The sequence below is a fragment of the Mucilaginibacter sp. UYCu711 genome, assembly GCF_050433825.1.
GTDB lineage: Bacteria > Bacteroidota > Bacteroidia > Sphingobacteriales > Sphingobacteriaceae > Mucilaginibacter.
In genome coordinates this window covers 170,292-189,129 of sequence record NZ_JBNPWM010000007.1, presented here as the reverse complement: position 1 = coordinate 189,129, position 18,838 = coordinate 170,292, and the positions used below count along the sequence as shown (strand labels likewise).

Below are 18,838 nucleotides of genomic sequence, written 5' to 3'. Positions count from 1 at the left end.
GTTCTTTAAATAGTTTTTGGTAAACTGAAATGAAAGCAGGTGCCTTCGTCTAAAACTGATTCCGCCCAAACCATGCCTTTGTGCCTGGTTACGATTTTCTGCACGATAGCTAAGCCAATTCCGGTTCCTTCAAACTCCTCTTGTGAATGTAAGCGCTGAAATACACCGAATAATTTATCATAGTATTGCATATCAAATCCCGCACCGTGATCCTGCACGGAATAAACCACCATATTGTCTTTCTTGTGAGCACTGATTTCTATTTGGGTTGTTGGCTTATATTTGGAATACTTAATAGCATTTGAAATTAAGTTTACCCAGACTTGCTTAATTAAAGATTTATCTCCTTTAGCAGGCAGAAGGTCACCGATAATGAAGACAGGGATATTGTCTCCTTCATCAAAGATTAGTTCGTCCCTTACAGCTTGTACAAGATCAGTCATAGACATTTCAGCGACGGTAACCTGTTTTCTTCCCAGTTTAGAGAAAGCAAGCAGGTCATCGATCAGCACCCCCATTTTTTTGGAGTTGTTTATGATAGAAAGCAGAATTTTGTTTCCTTCGTCATCGAGTCTATCGGCATAATCTTCCGAGAGTATCTTGGAATAACCGTTAATAGCTCTGATCGGGGCTCGTAAATCATGAGATACGGAATAGGAGAATGAACCCAACTCTTTATTAACCGTTTCCAACTCGGCTGTCCGGTCAATTACTTTTTGTTCTAATTCTTCATTTAATTTGCGAATATCGTCCTCAGCCTTCTTTAATTCATTGTTGGCTGTTAACAATTCTTGAGCCCTTTTTTCTTTCTCTGTATTTTGAAAAGCAAGTTCCTTATTCGCAATAATTAACTCGGCTGCACGGGCTTCTTTTTCAGCGTTCTGAAAAGCAAGTTCCTTATTAGCGATGATCAATTCAGCTGCGCGCAATTCCTTCTGGTCGTTTTGAAAAAGAAGTTCTCTGTTTGCAATAATTAACTCGGCTGCACGGGCTTCTTTTTCAGCGTTCTGAAAAGCAAGTTCCTTATTAGCGATGATCAATTCTGCTGCGCGCAACTCCTTCTCTTCGTTTTGAAAAAGAAGCTCTTTATTAGCAATGATTAGTTCGGCTGCGCGATCTTCTTTCTCCTGTTGTTGGAAAGCTATTTCTCTGTTAGCAATAGATAATTCATCTGCATCTGTTTGTTTCATGCCCTAAACTTGCGATCTGTTTTTAATGATTATGTACGGGACTATATAGTTCGAAAAAGCCCATGCTATAAAAGTAAACAAAGCTAATATAATATCCGGTCATGATTTAGGACCTAATAAGTGACGCTTATAGAATATTTTTTTACCTGCATAAATTCATATAATTACCAATGCAGAAAGTAAATAACATCTTATAATCAATTAGATACATAGTTTAGGTAAGAATATAGAAACTAAAAAATACTGATCTTTTATTATGATATTTTCCTGAAGAAATGCGGAGAACTTTCTTTTTAAATAAAGTAATAATTCGTGGCATTTCAAGTAAAACAAGAAAAATGACAGGTTTTAATCTTAAGTTCAAAGTACCCTTATTAAAATTTTATAATTTACATAAGCTCGAACCCATCTTTATATAAGACTGAAAGTCAATGAATTGAAAGCATTTCGCAATTTAAAGTAGTTACTTAGGTAACAAGGCCATTCGATTGTGCAAATATAAATTTTGCTAAAAAATTGAAATACCATTTAAAAAGGTAATATCTTTCTTACGACCTGATCCACCAATAGCCCAATATAAATATATTTAAATTTTTTATAATCAAATATCGGTAAAACAAATCCTCTATTAATTGTTATACAACATTGCTCATATCAATTAGCGGATCGCTTAGACCTTTCACCTACTTATCCGGCTCATTTTGACATAGGCTTAATGCCTTTTATTCGTATTCTTTCTTAAAATTAATTTATAAAGATGACAACTATAAAAAATGTACATCCGCTAAGTCCAGAGGAACTTTACCATATTTTAAAAATTGATTTCACCAATGAAATCAATTCCAAATTGAATTCGAGCCTGAGTATAGAATTTGCACACGTTTATGACGTGATTAATGTTTCTTTCCCGGAAATTATTGAAAGGACCGTATTTACTATCGTCGTTAATGACAATGAAATAGAGTTATCAAATAACGGTGACGATACTGAATATAATACTGACTTACTTGAACAGCATCTTGTTGACTTTCTACAAGAGAAATGCAGTTAGGATATAATATTATTTATAGCTTATATTAAATATAGTACGACTTGTACTTGTAACCATTATCTAATACACATCCTCATGAAAGAGAATAAAGAAGACAACTCGGTCCTTACACATATTAAACAACTTACTGAAAAAGAAGAATTGTTATATGGCAAAACAGATTTATCTGAGCAGGATATTAAGGATATTCATACTGTCAAATCTGAACTTGACCAGTACTGGGACCTGCTTCGTCAGCGGCGGGCATTCCGTGATGTTGGAGATGACCCGAACAGGGCTCAAATGCGTTCGAGTGATACTATTGAGCATTACAAAGAATAAGAAGTGCATTGTTAATTGATTTTGTTCTGTGGCTATATGTCGTTTAACTCAGCTCGGTTCAAAAATAACATTGATTCTTTTTTGTTGTTGAAACATATTAAGCTTGCTCGATCAAGAAAATGAAAAAACCATCAAATTAATTGATGAGTTCGAGGATTATTTCAGAACTACAATTATTCCGCAATCATTTGTTGATAGAACTCTTTTCTTACGAAATTTTACACCCCCGTCACGGTCCCAAGATTTTGATGATACAAAAAAGGAAAAATATGTTGTGGTAACCGCATATACTGAAACGGCTATCTAAAACAAAATCTTGTTTTATTGCTTATGTTGATGAGCAATCGTCCCCTTCCCTAATTTTTTTTAGTTGCGGAGTACAAGGAATATACTCGTATAATCCTATGGAAACCATTGAAAGTCTGAAAAATGAAATCCTTTCTTTAAAAGAGGAAAATCTAAAATTAAAAAGTTCGCAACATCTGGCTGCTGTTAAAAGTGACGAACAAGAGGCGTATCAGGTTTCTCAGATTCGCTTCCATACCGTCTTTGAATCATCGCGGCTGGGCAATAAAATTATTGCTCCTGACCTGAGAATTCTGGAAGTTAATCCGGCACTATTATCTTTATTAGGTTATGATAGAAAAGAAGAGCTAATTGGTACCAGGATACTTGATTACTCCCCTGAAGAACACCATCAGCATTGGAAATCTTTACAAGATAATCTCTGGAAAAGATCATCACCATCATTCAATCTCGAAACCTGTTTGCGAAAAAAAGACGGAACGCTGATCTGGTGTAATGTAAATTCAATATTATTTGAGGATAATAATGAGACATTAGGTTTTACCATTATTGAAAACATTACCACTAAACGAGAAATTAGGTTACGTAAGGATGAATTTATTAACATCGCCAGCCATGAGTTGAAAACTCCTTTAACCGCTTTGAAAGCAGTAGTGCAGTTGTTTAACAGAATTATAAAAAAGGACACTTTAGTCAATGATAAAGTGATCGATCTTGCACATGATGCCGAGCGGTATGTTGAAAAACTAAACCATTTAGTAGAAGACTTATTAAACTCCACGAAGTTGGGTGAAGGCCAATTAAAGTTAAACAAAAAAAGACTGTCTTTAAAAGAAGTTATTGAAGGCTGTTGCAACCATGTGCGTTTAAATGGTACGCATGAGATTAAACATACCGGTGACCTTTCTTTAGAAGTGTTCGCCGATAAACATAGGATAGATCAGGTATTGGTAAACCTGGTTAACAATGCTGTGAAGTATGCGCCAGATTCAAATTTAATAACCATTGATGTTAAAGATTTAATAGATAAGGTTAAGGTTTCTGTGATAGACAAAGGCCAGGGCATTTCTGCTGAGTATGTACCTTATTTATTTGACAGGTATTACCGTGTCGACGAGAATCGCAATCGAGGTTCCGGTTTAGGTCTCGGCTTATATATTTCTGCCGAGATCATTCGCAAGCATGGCGGTGAGATAGGTGTCGACACCGGGGCTGGAAAAGGCACCACCTTTTGGTTTATATTGCCAAAAGATCTATAGCCTCTGTTTAACTTACTGACTTACAAAAAATTAATCATAAATTAGGTTTCTTTTCTATTTAGTTCAATCGTCTGCTAAATCAACACTTACCATGCCATTAACCGAACCCCACCATATCATTGCCATTGGCGCCTCTGCGGGCGGCATGGAAGAGATCAATACTTTTTTTGACCATACACCGCTGGATGGTGTCGCTTATATTATCGTTCAGCACCTGTCGTCAGATTTTAAAAGCAGAATGGTTGAACTATTGGCGAAACACAGCAAACTTGAAGTAGTAGAAGCGGCAAATGGCGTTGCTATTGAGGTCAACAAAGTGTTTTTGATTCCACATGATAAATTCATGACGGTTAAAGACAACAGACTGTATTTAACGCCAAAGGGTAAAGCCAAAGGCCCGCACATGACCATCAACAGGTTCTTTCTTTCACTTGCTGTCGAATGCGGTAAAAAAGCAATCGGTATAATTCTTTCAGGACTTGGTTCTGATGGCACTGATGGTATCAAAGCTATCAAAAAAGCAGGGGGAATGGTCATTGCACGCAATCCTGAAACATCGGAATTTGGAAGTATGCCAACCCACGCGATAGCAACTGGCATGGTAGATTTTATTTTAGAGCCCGATCTAATGCCGGTTGCCATTGAGGATTATGTAAAATATGGCGCGGAATTATTTTCGGATTCGCAGGATGATGAAAAGTACATAAAGGCAATTGTCGGGCTCATCAAAGAAAAAATACCTTTCGATTTTACCGACTATAAATTGACAACCTTATTAAGGAGAACAAAACGCCGGGCCGCATATTCCAACTTTACTACGCTTGGTAATTACCTGGATTTCTTAAAAACGGATCCAGCGGAAGTTCAGGCGTTAGCCAAAGATTTTTTGATTAGTGTCACCTCTTTTTTCCGGGATAAGGAAGCTTTTAATTATATCCAGACTCATATTTTTCCGGACCTGTTAAAAAGACTCGCTCCGGACGAAGAATTAAAAATGTGGGTGGCTGGCTGCGCTACTGGCGAAGAAGTATACTCCCTGGCCATTTTATTGGCAGAATTATTATCGGACAGTCATAAAGGACTTATTATTAAAATATTTGCAACTGATATTGATAGCGCAGCGTTGCTGCACGCCGGGAAAGGGTTGTATAATTCCACAATTGCAAAAAGCGTATCTGCCGAACGGCTGGAAAAATATTTTATAAAGGAGGGTGTTAACTACAGGGTCAGTCCCATCATTCGTAAAATGGTCATATTTGCCCAGCATGATATGGTGAAAAATCCACCATATTGTAATATGCAATTTGTAAGCTGCCGTAACATGCTCATCTATATGACCTCGGTTCTGCAAAAGAAAATTTACACCATGCTGCTTTTCGGTTTAAAAAAAGATGGCTATTTGTTTTTAGGTTCCAGCGAAAACCCCATGCCTATCATGAAGAACCTGGAAGTGGTCAGCAAAAAATGGAAGATCTACAAGAATTTAGAAACCAAACGGGTATTACGGTTTGATGCATTTATGCTACCCGAAGTAACAGAGGTTAAACGTGCAGCATCGCCATTCAATAGAGCTAACACCGGAAAAAATATTACCACTAACCTGGCAGAGGTTATGCATGTCGACCTCGCTTATCAAATGGATTATCTCGTGGTTTGCATTGATGAAAACAACCTGGTGGTCAAATCATACGGGGATACAACCAAGTACCTGCTTCAGAAACATTTTACTGCTGACCTGGTCGAACTCTTGCCAAAACCTTTGGTTGTTGCCTTCAATACGCTCCGAAAAAAGGCAGAGAAAACTAATGAAAAGGTAACCATAACCGAGGTAAAGATCAAAAACGGTCAGATGTTCAGGAATATAAATGTAACTGTAAGCCCCTTAATCGTTAAAAAAGATGAGCAAAAGCTCTTTATGGTTACTTTCTGTGATAACAAATCCGTCACGCCCTCTAAGGAAGCTATTGTTTTCGATGAAAAAATTTACCTTGATGAATACACAGTCAACCTGGAAGAGGAATCCAAAGAACTAAAGGAAAAACTTCACAACGCTTACGAGGAACTGGATGCTTCAAATGAAAATATGCAGTCTTTTAACGAAGAACTATTGTCAGCAAATGAAGAAATGCAAAGTTCAAACGAAGAAATGCAATCGGTTAACGAAGAATTGGATACTATCAATGCGGATTACCAGTTAAAAAACAGGGAACTGCTGGAGATTAACGATGACCTCAATAATTACTTCAGAAGTAACCTTAATGGTCAATTATTTATTAGTAACGACCTGCTCCTGATGCGCTTTTCCCCGGGAACGGTCAAGCAGATCAACCTGCTGGAAACCGATATAGGCAGGCCTTTAAGTAATATCTCTACTAATATCAAATTTGAAACCATACTGGATGATATTAAAGAGGTCATTGCCAAAGGAACCGTTATTACCAAAGAAATTGAAACTAACAATGGGAAATGGTATCAAATTATGACCATGCCGTATGTGCAGTCAGATAAGAAGAATAACGGCGCAATTATCACTTTTAACGACATCACTGAATTAAAAACAACACAATTAGACCTGGATAAAAAGAATAAAACTTTACAAAGGATAAATGCCGACCTGGACCACTTTATCCATGCGGCGTCGCATGATCTGTTAGCGCCACTGAGCAATATTGAGACCAGTATTAATATTATGAATAAAATTAAGCTCACTGACGTTAAACTCATGGACTTTTTAACAATCATCAACACATCAGTAAAAAAATTCAGGGAACTGATAACGGATATAGGTGCCATAGCAAAAGTTGAGAATGACATGATAAAAATGGAAGTTGTTGACCTTGATGATATTATCAGTAATATTGAGTGGAGTTTGGAAAATAAGATCAATGATTCCGGTGCAATCATTAACAGGGATTTAGAAATTAAACATATCTATTTTTCCAAAAAGAACTTACGGAGCATCCTTTATAATTTAGTATCTAACGCAATTAAATTCAGGCGAGACGAAAAACCGGTTATCAATATTCACACAGAAAAAGAAGGTGATTATATCTTACTATCCGTACAGGACAACGGTAAAGGTATTCCAAAAGGCGGCCTTGGTAAAATATTTGACATGTACGGTCGATTAAGCCAGGAAGTTGAGGGTCACGGAATAGGGTTGTACCTTGCAAAAAAAATAGTTAATGCAGCAAGCGGGAATATTGTAGTGGAAAGTGAGCCAGGTCATGGAAGTAAATTTATCATCTATTTAAAAGAAGAACCCGAACATATCGCAGTTAACACATCTTTGAATTGAAGATAGCGGGACAATTAAATAGTTATCGCCATTTGACCATCCTTAAAATTATTCAGTAATTGGAAAAAGCTTCGCATCAATTCGAGAATTGAGTATACCCAAGTCTAATCACATATGAAAATAGCCATCTTCAGTACTTACCGATATGATGAGGAATTTTTAAACCGGTTCAATACCGGTCATGAGCTTATTTTTTTTACTGTGTCGTTAAACGAACAGACGGCCGAACTCACCAAAGGATTTGAGGCTATTTGTATTTTTGTGAATGATGTGGTTAACGAATCCGTACTCAAACGGATAAAGGCTAACGGAGTAAAATTGATAGTCCTGCGCTGCGCAGGGTTCAATAATGTCGACCTCAAGGCCACGAAAGTGTTGGACATCCCGGTATTGCGCGTCCCGGCCTACTCACCTGAAGCGGTAGCTGAACACGCGATGGCCATGATCCTAACCCTAGACCGTAAAACCCATAAAGCTTATAACCGGGTTCGGGAAGGTAATTTTTCAATAGAAAAACTAATGGGGTTCAACTTAAATGGGCGAAAGGTAGCCGTCATCGGCACAGGAAAGATTGGGCAGGCTTTCTGTCGCATACTTAAAGGGTTTGGCTGCCGGATCAGTGCTTATGATCTGTTCCCTGATACCGACCTGGCCGGGCAGGGTGTGATTTACGGAACCCTTGAAGAAACAGTAGCGGGAGCGGACATTGTTTCCTTGCATTGCCCCTTATCGGATACGACCCGGCACCTGATCAATACCGAAACCTTGAAACTGTTTAAACCCGGCGCGATGCTAATTAATACCAGCCGGGGCGCATTGATCAATACAAATGATGTGATAGAGGCATTAAAAAGTGGGCAACTGGGGTATCTTGGACTGGATGTGTACGAACAGGAAACCGCACTCTTTTTCCATGATCTCTCTGAAGATATCATACCGGACGAAATGATCAGCAGGCTTATTTCCTTCCCGAATGTGCTGATCACCTCTCATCAGGGCTTCTTTACCCAAGAGGCGATGGAACAGATCGCCAGGGTTACTTTTGTTAACATCGATGCGTTTACAGAGCGAACAGAACTCGTGAACGAAGTCAGTATCTGATCAGGATTATCGCCAATACAATCCCCCTTGAATTTATGCTCATCAACAACCAAACATATTGATGCCATCCGTGTTCCCTTTTAAATTATATGGGAACTTTACAACACATAGAACACCAGATCTCGGCAATCAACGATCTGATCAAGATAAATAATGACCGCGTTGCCGGTTATCAAAAAGCACTTTCTACAGGTACGAATGCCGACCTGCAAACGCTGTTTGAGAAATATATTCAGCAAAGCCAGGATGCCGTTCGCGAACTCCATGAACAGATCCATACGCTGGGAGGGTTACCTTCCGATGGGACAACCGTTGCCGGTAAGTTTTACAGGACGTGGATGGATGTGAAATCTGTCTTTAGCGGTACTGACAGGCATTCGGTATTGTCAGACTGCGAACGGGGCGAAGATGTGGCCAAAGGTGCGTATCGTTTGGCACTGGATGATAAAGAGCTGATCTGGGAAGATCCCGCGCTGGTAAAATTACTTACCGGACAGTTCGATGATCTCAAAGCTGCGCATGATGAGGTCAAAGCATTACGTGATGCCAAATAAATATTTCATCCGTTAATACCCTTTCTTAAAAATAGATAAACGCCAGGGCCAAGCCCGGCGTTTATCCTTTATACCGTTCGTACAGCGGTGCGATAGAAAAGCGCTCGTCATCATTTTACAGCGTAACATTTATCATACACCACTTAAACTTGCATTACGCTATTTGCAAAAACTATGTTCAACAGAAATGACATTTTCGGCTATACACCGGACCCTCAATACAATAAACCGGTCGCTTATTTTTCGATGGAATTCGCCATCGATCAGGCCTTGAAGATCTATAGTGGTGGTCTCGGCTTCCTGGCAGGATCGCATCTAAGAAGCGCTTATGAACTAAAACAGAATCTCGTCGGTGTAGGCCTGCTGTGGAAATATGGATACTACGATCAGCTGCGCGACGGAAATAACTATATGAAACCGGATTTTATAAGGAAAGACCCAACCTTTCTGCGGGATACGGGCCTAACTTTTACCGTTGAAGTGCATGGAGCACCGGTGCATGTAAAAGCTTATTTATTAAGACCGGAAATATTCGGTTCGGCTCCCCTTCTTTTGTTAAGTACAGACGTTCCGGAAAATGATGAGGTTTCCCGTTCGATTACCCATTGTTTATACGATCCTAATGAATCCACCCGTATCGCCCAGAGCATCATTTTAGGAATTGGCGGAGCTATGGCGCTTGACCAGCTGCAACTGACACCCGAAGTTTACCATATGAACGAAGGGCATGGGGTGGCTCTTAACTTTTATTTATACGCCAAGTTCAATAGCCTGGAAGAGGTTAAAAAGCGGGTCGTGTTTACCACCCATACGCCGGAGATGGCCGGGAATGAATCTCACAACTATGGCCTGCTGAAAGAGATGTCCTTCTTTTATCGTATGCAGGAACATGAGGTTAGATCAGTTTTGAATATGGACGGCGGGCAGTTCAACTACACGCTCGCGGCCTTAAAATTTGCGCGTAAAGCGAACGGGGTGTCGAAGATCCATGGTGAAGTGGCCAGCGAGATGTGGAGTGCTAACCTAGGCGTTTGTGAGATCACTTCAATTACCAACGCGCAGAACAAAGCCTATTGGGTGGACAAGGTTTTGGATAAGGCTTTAACTATAGGTGACGATCAGTTACTTGTTAGCCGGAAAAAAGAACTGAAACGGGAACTCTTTAAAATAGTAGCAGACCAATGCGGCAAACTTTTTGATGAAAATGTACTCACGATTGTTTGGGCGAGGCGCTTTGCCGGTTATAAACGTGCCGACCTGATGATGCGGGACTGGGAAAGATTTATGCGTCTTATGAAGAGTACCGAATTTCCGGTTCAGGTGATCTGGGCCGGGAAGCCTTACCCTAACGATGATGGTGCGATTGGGATGTTTAATCAAATCATCGCGAAATCAAATCCGATCGCCAATTGCGCGGTACTCACCGGATATGAACTCAGTTTATCTGCTGCTCTGAAAAAGGGAGCTGATGTTTGGCTAAATAATCCAAGGATGTACCGGGAAGCTTCTGGAACAAGTGGCATGGCAGCAGCCATGGACTGTGCTGTCAATCTTTCGATGCCAGATGGCTGGGTACCGGAATTTGCAAGGGACAAAGAAAACTGTTTTGTCATACAACCAGCGGCTGATCAATTATCTGAAGATAAAGACAGGCTGGAATACGAAAGCATGATGGACGTTTTAGAAAAAACCATACTTCCTATCTATTATAGCGATCAACCGCTATGGCTAAATATAGTTAAGCGGGCAGCCGCTGACATCATGCCGGCATTCGAGGCCAGTCGTCTAGCCGATCAATATTATCAGCATATGTACAAGTAAACAATACCTTAAAAGAAAACGAGTACCGGCAAACAAATAACCTGTTGAACAGTTGCATAATCATAACATATACAATATATAATTTATAAATTCTGTATACATCTACTCATAGCCGTTTGGGTCTTACGGTTACATTTAAGTATTAAACGCACATGACTAATAGTTCTAGCACACAGTATTTCCGTGTCTTTCAGAATGAGACATCAATAACCGAAGTTTTCGGCAATGAATCCCAATTACCTCAATCTGAAACCTCAACAACAGTTGATACATCGTCTCCTGTTGGTAACAGATGGAAAGATTACAGCCTTCGCTCGGAAGCCATGGAAATGGCTAAGGCCGGTGCTTTAGAATATATTGACGAACTTATAGGTCAGGGAGAATCGGGTTTAGGCGCTTTGCTGCAATATCGCATGGACCATTATGAGGATTTGAATATCAATTTAATTTATTCGAATATTGAGAATGTGAAAAGAACCGAAGAAGGCTTACCAATAATAAACATTCCGTCAGATCATTTGGTATGATATTGACGATTAACGGCGGATCATCCAGCATTAAATTCGCGCTTTATCAGACTGGGAACCCGTTGGTCAAAATTATGAGCGGGCAGGTGACCCGCATCGGTTTACCTGGGGTTCAGCTGATATTTAAACAAAAAGAGGAACAGGATACAGTATCAATCAAAGCCACTGATTATCTATCAGCCATCGATCACTTGATGAAATGGCTGGATTTAAAGGTGGATCCAAAAAAAATAAAAGTCATAGGGCATCGTGTGGTACATGGGATGCAGCATACCGCTCCGGCTTTGATCACACCTGCCTTACTTGCAGACCTGAAAGAAATTATCCCCTACGACCCTGATCACCTTCCCAACGAAATTAAACTGATCGAGGCCTTTCAAAAGCGCCACCCTAAAACACGGCAATATGCCTGTTTCGATACTTTCTTTCACCAGGATATGCCAACCGTAGCCAAACTGCTGCCCATTCCGCGCCGCTTTGGAAAACATGGCATTCATAAATATGGCTTTCATGGCATTTCTTGCCAATATCTGATGGACGAGCTGGAAAAGATAGCCGGTAAAAAAGCAGCACATGGTCGTGTCATCATTGCACACTTAGGCAATGGCGCAAGTTTGACTGCGGTATACAAAGGTAAAAGCACCGATACCAGTATGGGCTTTACCCCAGCGGGTGGATTACCCATGAGCAGCCGTTCCGGCGATCTCGATCCCGGTGTAGCCTGGGTAATGATCAAAAAAGAAAAACTAACTCCCAATCAGTTCAACCAACTCATCAACCATGAGTCCGGTTTACTGGGCATATCCGGCACTAGCGGTGATATGGGCGACCTATTGAAGCAAGAAGATAATGATACAAAGGCTGCTGACGCAGTCAACCACTTTTGCTACCAGCTCAAAAAATGGATCGGAGCCTATTCTGCGGTATTGGGTGGTTTGGATACGCTTATTTTTTCCGGGGGGATTGGCGAGAACGTTCCTATTATTCGGTCGAGAATTTGCGAAAATATGGGCTTTTTAGGAATTGAGCTGGATAAAAAACTGAACAACAAAAATAACGACCTCATCTCGACAGCTACCGGAAAGGTAACAGTTCGTATCATCCCTACGGATGAAGAATGGATGATTGCCAAAACCGTCAGCGGAATGACCGCCCGGCAATAATTGACTTCTACAAAAAAAATCAAAGATGAATATCGTACCCGAAACTGCAACAAATCAAGCCGCGCCTTTATCCGCGGATCTGTTAAAAAACATTCATGCTTATTGGCGCGCTGCCAATTACTTATCGGTTGGCCAGCTTTACCTCCGCGATAACCCTTTATTAAAGGAGCCGCTTAAACTGGAGCATATCAAAAACATGTTGCTCGGGCATTGGGGCACTACCCCGGGCCAAAATTTTATCTATACCCATCTGAACAGGATCATTCAACAGCACGACCTGGATATGATCTATATCTCCGGACCTGGCCATGGCGGTCCGGCTGTTGTGGCGGGCACTTACCTTGAGGGAACCTACAGCGAGGTTTATCCTGCGATAACTGCGGATGAAGACGGGCTAAAAAAGCTATTTACCCAATTCTCCTATCCTGGCGGTATTTCCAGCCATGCTTCGCCGCAAACGCCGGGATCGATACATGAGGGTGGCGAATTGGGTTATTCTTTGAGCCATGCTTTCGGCGCAGTTTTGGATAACCCCAAATTAATTGTTGCCTGTGTAGTTGGCGATGGTGAAGCGGAGACCGGACCTTTGGCAACCGCCTGGCATTCTAATAAATTCTTAAACCCGCTAACGGACGGTACCGTATTACCAATACTTCATTTAAACGGTTATAAAATATCCAATCCAACCGTGTTAGCGAGGATCACACACGAAGAGTTAGAACAACTGTTCCGCGGCTATGGCTGGAATCCGATTTTTGTAGAGGGTGACGAACCTATGGTGATGCATCAACTGATGGCCGCGGCTTTGGAAGAAGCTACTGTTCAAATTCAAGCGATCAAACAACGCGCCGATAATAATGATCTGGCAAGACCACGTTGGCCTATGATCATCCTGCGATCTCCCAAAGGCTGGACCGGCCCTAAAACGGTAGATGGCCAGCAGATTGAAGGAACATTCCGTTCGCACCAGGTACCAATATCCGTTTCTGCTTCGGCACCTGCCGAACATTTGCAGCAGCTGGAAAGCTGGATGAAAAGCTATCATCCGGAAGAACTTTTTGATGAAAACGGTACTTTAAAAGCTGAACTGGCTGATCTTGTACCAAAAGGTAACCGCCGGATGGGTGCCAATCCTCAGGCGAACGGTGGATTGTTAATGCATGACCTCCGGCTCCCGGAATTCAGGGATTACGCGGTTGATGTGAAAGACCATGGCATCACCGGTGAAGGTGATGTGCATGTCAGCGGCCGTTTTTTGCGGGACCTGATTAAGCTTAACCCGGATAATTTCCGCATTTTTGGACCAGACGAAACAGTTTCAAATCGTTTGGAAGAAGTATTTGCTGTGACCGACCGGCAATGGAACGCTGACATAAAAGAGCAGGACGAGTTCCTGTCTCCAGCAGGCCGGGTGATGGAAATGCTGAGCGAGCACCAATGCGAAGGCTGGCTGGAAGGTTATCTCCTCACCGGTAGGCACGGGCTATTCAACTGTTATGAGGCTTTTATCCATATCGTGGATTCGATGTTCAACCAGCATGCCAAGTGGCTAAAGATGACATTGGAGATTCCATGGAGGAGAAAGATCGCCTCGCTCAATATTCTACTGACTTCGACGGTATGGCGTCAGGATCATAACGGCTTTACCCACCAGGACCCTGGTTTTATTGATCATGTGATCAACAAAAAGTCGGAGATTGTGCGGGTTTATCTGGCACCGGATAGCAATTGCTTATTGTCCATTATGGATCATTGTTTGCGTAGCAGGCATTATGTTAACGTGATCATCGCGGGCAAACACCCTTCGCCGCAGTGGCTAAATATGGAAGAAGCCGTAGATCATTGTACCCGAGGTATCGGTATCTGGGATTGGGCCAGTAATGACCAGGACTGTGAAACCGACTTAGTGATGGCCTGTAGCGGCGATGTACCTACGCTGGAAACTTTAGCAGCTGTGTCTATTTTGCGCGAGCATTTGCCGGAACTAAAAATACGTGTGATCAATGTAGTCGATCTGCTTAAACTAGAAAGACAGGTTGATCATCCGCATGGCCTGAACGATAAAGACTTTGATTCGTTATTCACCATAAATAAACCGGTCATTTTTGCTTTCCACGGCTACCCGTGGCTGATCCATCGTTTAACATATAACCGGACCAATAACCATAATATTCATGTCCGGGGCTACAAGGAAGAAGGAACGATTACTACGTCATTTGATATGACGGTATTAAATGAAATGGACCGGTTTCATTTGGTGATGGATGCCATTGACCGACTGCCACAGACCGGAAGCAAGGGCACTTATCTCAAACAAACTTTACAAGATAAGCTAACTCAACATAAGGAATACATTGATTTAAACGGGGAGGATATGCCTGAGATCAGTAACTGGAAATGGCAGCAATAACACCAATAGCACAGAAGCGGCCGTCCGGTTCAAACAGTTTGGCATACATACGTTAAAAACAACAGCAAACAGCTCTGGTTTCTTACTTTTATTGTCCCAATTCAAAAGCCCGATCACAATCATGCTGATTGTTGCTGCGATTTTATCTGCTGCCCTGGGCGATGTATTGAATACTGTGATCATACTGACAATTGGGCTGATTAGTAGCTTGCTCGGTTTCCGGCAGGAAAGGGTGCCGCCGTTGCTGTAGTAGAACTAATGAAAATGGTACAATTATATGGCACAGCTCCGGGATCACAGATTTTAGCAACTTCAAAAGGCAGTTGATGATAGAAACTGGCCCCACGGAATCGCATGGTCAGGCTTTCCGGAGTATCCCAATAATAGACATTAATAATATGAACGTGCTAGTTTCACAATTCGGAATACTGATTTTTATTTAATTGTTATAGAGTTATAAGCCGCCCCTGTTAAAGAGCGGCTTATACCGTTATGATAAGCGAGATGATAAGTGTGAATTACATTTTCATCTTATCATGCATCATGCCTTTTTTCATGGGCATTTTCATCATTTTGCCACTCATCATAACGCATTGGCCTTCTTTTAACATCATGGTTTTACCGTCTTTCATTTTTACGGTACCGTCTGCCATCACCATAGTTCCATTTGTCATGGTCATTGTTTTGGTCATGGGCATACTTTTACCATGCATCATCGTCATCATTTTGCCATTCATCATCATCACCGAGTGATTCATTTTTTTCATTGACCCGTGCGACATCTTATGCATGGAAGTGTCGGACATCTTGGTTTGTGCCATTGCGCTACAACTTAATGTAACCGCAGTTAAAGCGATCATAATTCTTTTCATGTTTTCTTTGGTTAGTTTTACTAATATCATACACCCATTAATTAGGCCACGTTTATGAATTCATTCATTTATTTTCAGCATACTCGCATTAATAGCTACTACTATGGTACTTACCTTCATCGGTCCAGCACCAGCCGCCGGACTTAATACTATGCCTGGATTTATAAAAACACCTGCCGCGAGCGGCAGGGCAATGACATTATAGCCTGTTGCCCAGATAAGATCAGACTTACAATATCCTTTGGATTATTGTTCACTAAAACTATTCCTGCTGTTTCTGCCGCGATATCGCTTCCTGAACCCACTGCTATTCCAATGTCTACCTGGGCAAGTGCAGGCGAATCGTTAACGCCATCACCAGTCATCGCTACAAATTCGCCTTTGCCTTGCAATTCTTTGATTTTCTCTAACTTCTGATGTTGCCTTATTCGGTTATCTTCATCAGTACCGGCGATAAGCAAAACACTTTCTATTCCTTGCATAGCGTTATCCAGGGAGAGGTAGCTAAACATCGTATTCTTACCACTTCAGCTAACCGCAAGATTCATCAGCCAGGAAAGTTCAGGGCTGATCAATGGCACCAAAACACAAAACCGGGTACACGGGATCACCGGGTATATTCAGCAGCATATTTATCATAAAGAGCTGCTTAAAATTGAAAATTTGGCCTTTAACTTTCACAAAACGCCTGACCATATGAATCGTTATTTTAAGCAGCAAACAGGAATCACATTAAAGCATTATATCAATCAGTATAAAATAAACCTGGCCGCTAGCCGGTTATTATACAGTGACCTATCAATCTCTGAAATAGCCAATGAATTGCAGTTTACCGATGAAAGCCACTTGAACAAAATATTTAAAAAGTATAAAAATCAAACTGCGAAAAGCTTCCGCTCCGCTAATAAATAAGGCTCTTTTGATAGATTTAGTCAACAATTAATCATTTATAAATGTATGTCTAGAAATTAATCACGGGCTAATCAACAACGCAAACCATCCGCTAAACGATCATTCATTGTGAAGTTAAAGAGTACAAGTTTAGTATAGTGTCGACGTAGGTCAATCGTTTTGATATGGAAGAGGATTGTAGACGCCCGAATATTTTTTCTATTAACGGCATTATTTACCGTTTACGTCGAAAAATGAAAACGTGATTAGTATTTATATGCAAATTTGTAAAATGTACAGCAAGAAGACTTATGTAACCGCGGGTTGGCACCTATTATTTTGGGTAGCTTACTTTTTGTACGTTGCTATCGACGATGGTGGCAGGCACCGGGATTCCTGGGGCTTCGACTTTCAGCTATCTACCTTGAATGAATTGCCTGTATCTATGATAATTGTTTATGTCAATATGTACTTGCTACTGCCTGTGTTTTATAAAAGTCACAAATACTTACAATATATAGCCTGGGTCATATTGCTCCTTGTTAGTGGCGGCTTAATAGACCGTTTCTTCTCCTGGTCTGTATGGCTCCCACGTGAGCGTTTTCTTGACCCCAACAGTAGAGAACCAACACAGTTTTGGATATTCACGCGGATCATCGAAGACTCTATTGCTAACTTTCCGTTGTTATTGGTAACACTTGTTCTGATTTTAATGAGGGATTCTTCTCAAAATGAGAAGAAATTGAGAGAGATAGAGAAGGAAAAGTTTACAGCTGAAATGAATGTTCTTAAGGCGCAGATCAACCCTCATTTCTTTTTTAATACACTTAACAGCCTTTATTCACTAACACTTCCCATTTCAAAAAAAGCATCGGATATGGTCGTGCGATTATCGGACCTGATGCGGTACATTCTTTACGATGCCAGTGCTAACCAAGTCCACCTAAAAGATGAAATTGTTCATCTTGAAAATTATATCGCTATTGAACATATGAGATTTACGGATAGGCTGGATTTATCTTTTCAACACTCCGGGGATATAGATGATAAAATGATTTCACCCTTGTTGCTGCTGCCATTTATTGAAAATGCCTTCAAACATGGCATTGGGGATAATTCTGGTTGGATAACCGTTGATTTGCAGGTTGTAGGTAACAGGCTTTTTCTAAAAGTAGAAAATAGTTGTTCTATCGTATCCAATAAAAAGGAAGAAGGGGGTATTGGCTTAAATAATGTCAAACGTAGGCTTGAGTTGATTTATTCTGGAGGTTACGACCTTCATATTGAACAGGCTGCTGAAATATTTGCGGTTGAATTAAAAATAGACTTATGACGAAGATAAATTGTGTAGTAGCCGATGACGAGGTTTTAGCGCGCGATGTTATTCTAAATCATCTATCTGCTTTAGAGAACATTAATATCCTGGCCACCTGTGCAAACGGACTGGAAGTTTACGAGGTTATAAAAAGTAAAAATGTGGACCTTCTTTTTTTGGATATCCAAATGCCTAAATTAACAGGTATCGAATTGCTCCGGACAATCAAAAATCCACCCGCAGTAATTATTACTACAGCTTATCCGGAATACGCTATCGAGGGTTATGAGCTGGATGTAATTGATTATCTGCTTAAGCCGGTAACTTTTGAACGCTTGTTAAAAGCTATAGATAAGTTTGAAACGCGGAACAATCCGAATTACAAACGTATACAAGATTTTGAAAAAGAACCATCGCAATTTAATGATGCTTTTATATATGTTAAGTCAGATAAAAGGATGGTGAGGATCGCGCTAAAGGATATCATTTATATAGAAGGATTAAAAGACTATGTAAAAATCCATACGTTAGATACAAAAATCATGACGTACAGGACGATGACGTATTTTGAAGAAAAGCTAGCTGCCACTCAATTTATACGGATACACCGTTCATTCATTATTTCATTGACACATATAACATCCTACTCTGCAGCAGAAATAAGTATGGGGGGAGAAATAATCCCAATAGGTAGCACCTATGTTAAAGAAGTTTCAAGAAGGTTGAATTTAACGTGAATAATTAAATAAAAGCAATCAG

16 protein-coding genes and 1 pseudogene are annotated in these 18,838 nt (G+C 40.6%); 14 read left to right on the top strand and 3 right to left on the bottom strand.

The genetic code is table 11. The features are described 5' to 3' along the window. Window positions 1-5 precede the first annotated feature (5 nt). The gene (locus ABIB50_RS16345; protein WP_429381302.1) at window positions 6-1,190 is read right to left on the bottom strand and encodes a sensor histidine kinase; all 1,185 of its coding nucleotides are present in this window, start codon (window positions 1,188-1,190) and stop codon (window positions 6-8) included. Between the two features lie 757 nt (window positions 1,191-1,947). Between ABIB50_RS16345 and ABIB50_RS16340 the strand changes: the two genes are divergently transcribed. The 11 genes from ABIB50_RS16340 to ABIB50_RS16290 all read left to right on the top strand — a co-directional run bounded on the left by ABIB50_RS16340 (window position 1,948) and on the right by ABIB50_RS16290 (window position 15,251). Further along, on the top strand, window positions 1,948-2,241 hold the full coding sequence (locus tag ABIB50_RS16340; protein ID WP_429381301.1) for a hypothetical protein: 294 nt from the start codon (window positions 1,948-1,950) through the stop codon (window positions 2,239-2,241). Between the two features lie 75 nt (window positions 2,242-2,316). Continuing rightward, a complete protein-coding gene (locus ABIB50_RS16335) occupies window positions 2,317-2,562 on the top strand; it encodes a DUF2630 family protein (RefSeq protein ID WP_429381300.1) in 246 nt (81 codons plus the stop codon). Between the two features lie 404 nt (window positions 2,563-2,966). Further along, window positions 2,967-4,127 (top strand): PAS domain-containing sensor histidine kinase, encoded by a 1,161-nt coding sequence (locus ABIB50_RS16330; protein WP_429381298.1) that lies wholly within the window; start codon window positions 2,967-2,969, stop codon window positions 4,125-4,127. Between the two features lie 91 nt (window positions 4,128-4,218). Further along, window positions 4,219-7,425, top strand: a complete 3,207-nt coding sequence (locus ABIB50_RS16325; RefSeq protein WP_429381296.1) for a chemotaxis protein CheB — start codon at window positions 4,219-4,221, stop codon at window positions 7,423-7,425. 114 nt (window positions 7,426-7,539) lie between these two features. Continuing rightward, on the top strand, window positions 7,540-8,526 hold the full coding sequence (locus ABIB50_RS16320) for a 2-hydroxyacid dehydrogenase (RefSeq protein WP_429381294.1): 987 nt from the start codon (window positions 7,540-7,542) through the stop codon (window positions 8,524-8,526). An 89-nt stretch (window positions 8,527-8,615) separates the two neighbouring features. Continuing rightward, window positions 8,616-9,080 (top strand): ferritin-like domain-containing protein, encoded by a 465-nt coding sequence (locus tag ABIB50_RS16315; protein ID WP_429381293.1) that lies wholly within the window; start codon window positions 8,616-8,618, stop codon window positions 9,078-9,080. Window positions 9,081-9,254: 174 nt separating this feature from the next. Further along, a complete protein-coding gene (gene glgP, locus ABIB50_RS16310) occupies window positions 9,255-10,901 on the top strand; it encodes an alpha-glucan family phosphorylase (RefSeq protein WP_429381291.1) in 1,647 nt (548 codons plus the stop codon). Between the two features lie 152 nt (window positions 10,902-11,053). Beyond that, a complete protein-coding gene (locus tag ABIB50_RS16305) occupies window positions 11,054-11,428 on the top strand; it encodes a hypothetical protein (RefSeq protein WP_429381289.1) in 375 nt (124 codons plus the stop codon). Beyond that, window positions 11,425-12,591: an acetate/propionate family kinase gene (locus tag ABIB50_RS16300; protein ID WP_429381287.1), complete on the top strand. Its 1,167-nt coding sequence runs from the start codon at window positions 11,425-11,427 to the stop codon at window positions 12,589-12,591. Before ABIB50_RS16305 ends, ABIB50_RS16300 begins: the two co-directional genes overlap by 4 nt. A 25-nt stretch (window positions 12,592-12,616) precedes the next feature. After that, complete coding sequence (locus ABIB50_RS16295) at window positions 12,617-15,001, top strand: phosphoketolase family protein (RefSeq protein WP_429381286.1); 2,385 nt, start codon at window positions 12,617-12,619, stop codon at window positions 14,999-15,001. Then, on the top strand, window positions 14,964-15,251 hold the full coding sequence (locus ABIB50_RS16290; RefSeq protein WP_429381550.1) for a cation-transporting P-type ATPase: 288 nt from the start codon (window positions 14,964-14,966) through the stop codon (window positions 15,249-15,251). The genes ABIB50_RS16295 and ABIB50_RS16290 overlap by 38 nt, the downstream gene beginning before the upstream one ends. Window positions 15,252-15,519: 268 nt before the next feature. Here ABIB50_RS16290 and ABIB50_RS16285 read toward each other — a convergent pair whose 3' ends face one another. Both ABIB50_RS16285 and ABIB50_RS16280 read right to left on the bottom strand, forming a co-directional pair. Then, window positions 15,520-15,903 carry a DUF6799 domain-containing protein gene (locus ABIB50_RS16285; protein WP_429381284.1) on the bottom strand — a complete coding sequence of 128 codons (384 nt, stop codon included), beginning with the start codon at window positions 15,901-15,903 and terminating at the stop codon, window positions 15,520-15,522. Window positions 15,904-15,933: 30 nt separating this feature from the next. Continuing rightward, window positions 15,934-16,292, bottom strand: a pseudogene (locus ABIB50_RS16280) (HAD hydrolase family protein); the annotation flags it as partial. A gap of 244 nt (window positions 16,293-16,536) precedes the next feature. Here ABIB50_RS16280 and ABIB50_RS16275 point away from each other — a divergent pair. The 3 genes from ABIB50_RS16275 to ABIB50_RS16265 all read left to right on the top strand — a co-directional run bounded on the left by ABIB50_RS16275 (window position 16,537) and on the right by ABIB50_RS16265 (window position 18,816). After that, window positions 16,537-16,785, top strand: coding sequence for a helix-turn-helix domain-containing protein (locus tag ABIB50_RS16275; RefSeq protein ID WP_429381282.1), 249 nt, complete (start codon window positions 16,537-16,539; stop codon window positions 16,783-16,785). 271 nt (window positions 16,786-17,056) lie between these two features. Further along, window positions 17,057-18,097, top strand: coding sequence for a sensor histidine kinase (locus tag ABIB50_RS16270; protein WP_429381280.1), 1,041 nt, complete (start codon window positions 17,057-17,059; stop codon window positions 18,095-18,097). After that, window positions 18,094-18,816 carry a LytR/AlgR family response regulator transcription factor gene (locus tag ABIB50_RS16265; RefSeq protein WP_429381278.1) on the top strand — a complete coding sequence of 241 codons (723 nt, stop codon included), beginning with the start codon at window positions 18,094-18,096 and terminating at the stop codon, window positions 18,814-18,816. The genes ABIB50_RS16270 and ABIB50_RS16265 overlap by 4 nt, the downstream gene beginning before the upstream one ends. The last annotated feature ends 22 nt before the right edge of the window (window positions 18,817-18,838 follow it).

Coding starts and splice junctions, on each gene's coding strand:
- ABIB50_RS16345 (WP_429381302.1), bottom strand. CDS start 1,190: ATGAAACAAACAGATGCAGATGAATTATCTATTGCTAACAGAGAAATA.
- ABIB50_RS16340 (WP_429381301.1), top strand. CDS start 1,948: ATGACAACTATAAAAAATGTACATCCGCTAAGTCCAGAGGAACTTTAC.
- ABIB50_RS16335 (WP_429381300.1), top strand. CDS start 2,317: ATGAAAGAGAATAAAGAAGACAACTCGGTCCTTACACATATTAAACAA.
- ABIB50_RS16330 (WP_429381298.1), top strand. CDS start 2,967: ATGGAAACCATTGAAAGTCTGAAAAATGAAATCCTTTCTTTAAAAGAG.
- ABIB50_RS16325 (WP_429381296.1), top strand. CDS start 4,219: ATGCCATTAACCGAACCCCACCATATCATTGCCATTGGCGCCTCTGCG.
- ABIB50_RS16320 (WP_429381294.1), top strand. CDS start 7,540: ATGAAAATAGCCATCTTCAGTACTTACCGATATGATGAGGAATTTTTA.
- ABIB50_RS16315 (WP_429381293.1), top strand. CDS start 8,616: ATGGGAACTTTACAACACATAGAACACCAGATCTCGGCAATCAACGAT.
- glgP (WP_429381291.1), top strand. CDS start 9,255: ATGTTCAACAGAAATGACATTTTCGGCTATACACCGGACCCTCAATAC.
- ABIB50_RS16305 (WP_429381289.1), top strand. CDS start 11,054: ATGACTAATAGTTCTAGCACACAGTATTTCCGTGTCTTTCAGAATGAG.
- ABIB50_RS16300 (WP_429381287.1), top strand. CDS start 11,425: ATGATATTGACGATTAACGGCGGATCATCCAGCATTAAATTCGCGCTT.
- ABIB50_RS16295 (WP_429381286.1), top strand. CDS start 12,617: ATGAATATCGTACCCGAAACTGCAACAAATCAAGCCGCGCCTTTATCC.
- ABIB50_RS16285 (WP_429381284.1), bottom strand. CDS start 15,903: ATGATATTAGTAAAACTAACCAAAGAAAACATGAAAAGAATTATGATC.
- ABIB50_RS16270 (WP_429381280.1), top strand. CDS start 17,057: ATGTACAGCAAGAAGACTTATGTAACCGCGGGTTGGCACCTATTATTT.
- ABIB50_RS16265 (WP_429381278.1), top strand. CDS start 18,094: ATGACGAAGATAAATTGTGTAGTAGCCGATGACGAGGTTTTAGCGCGC.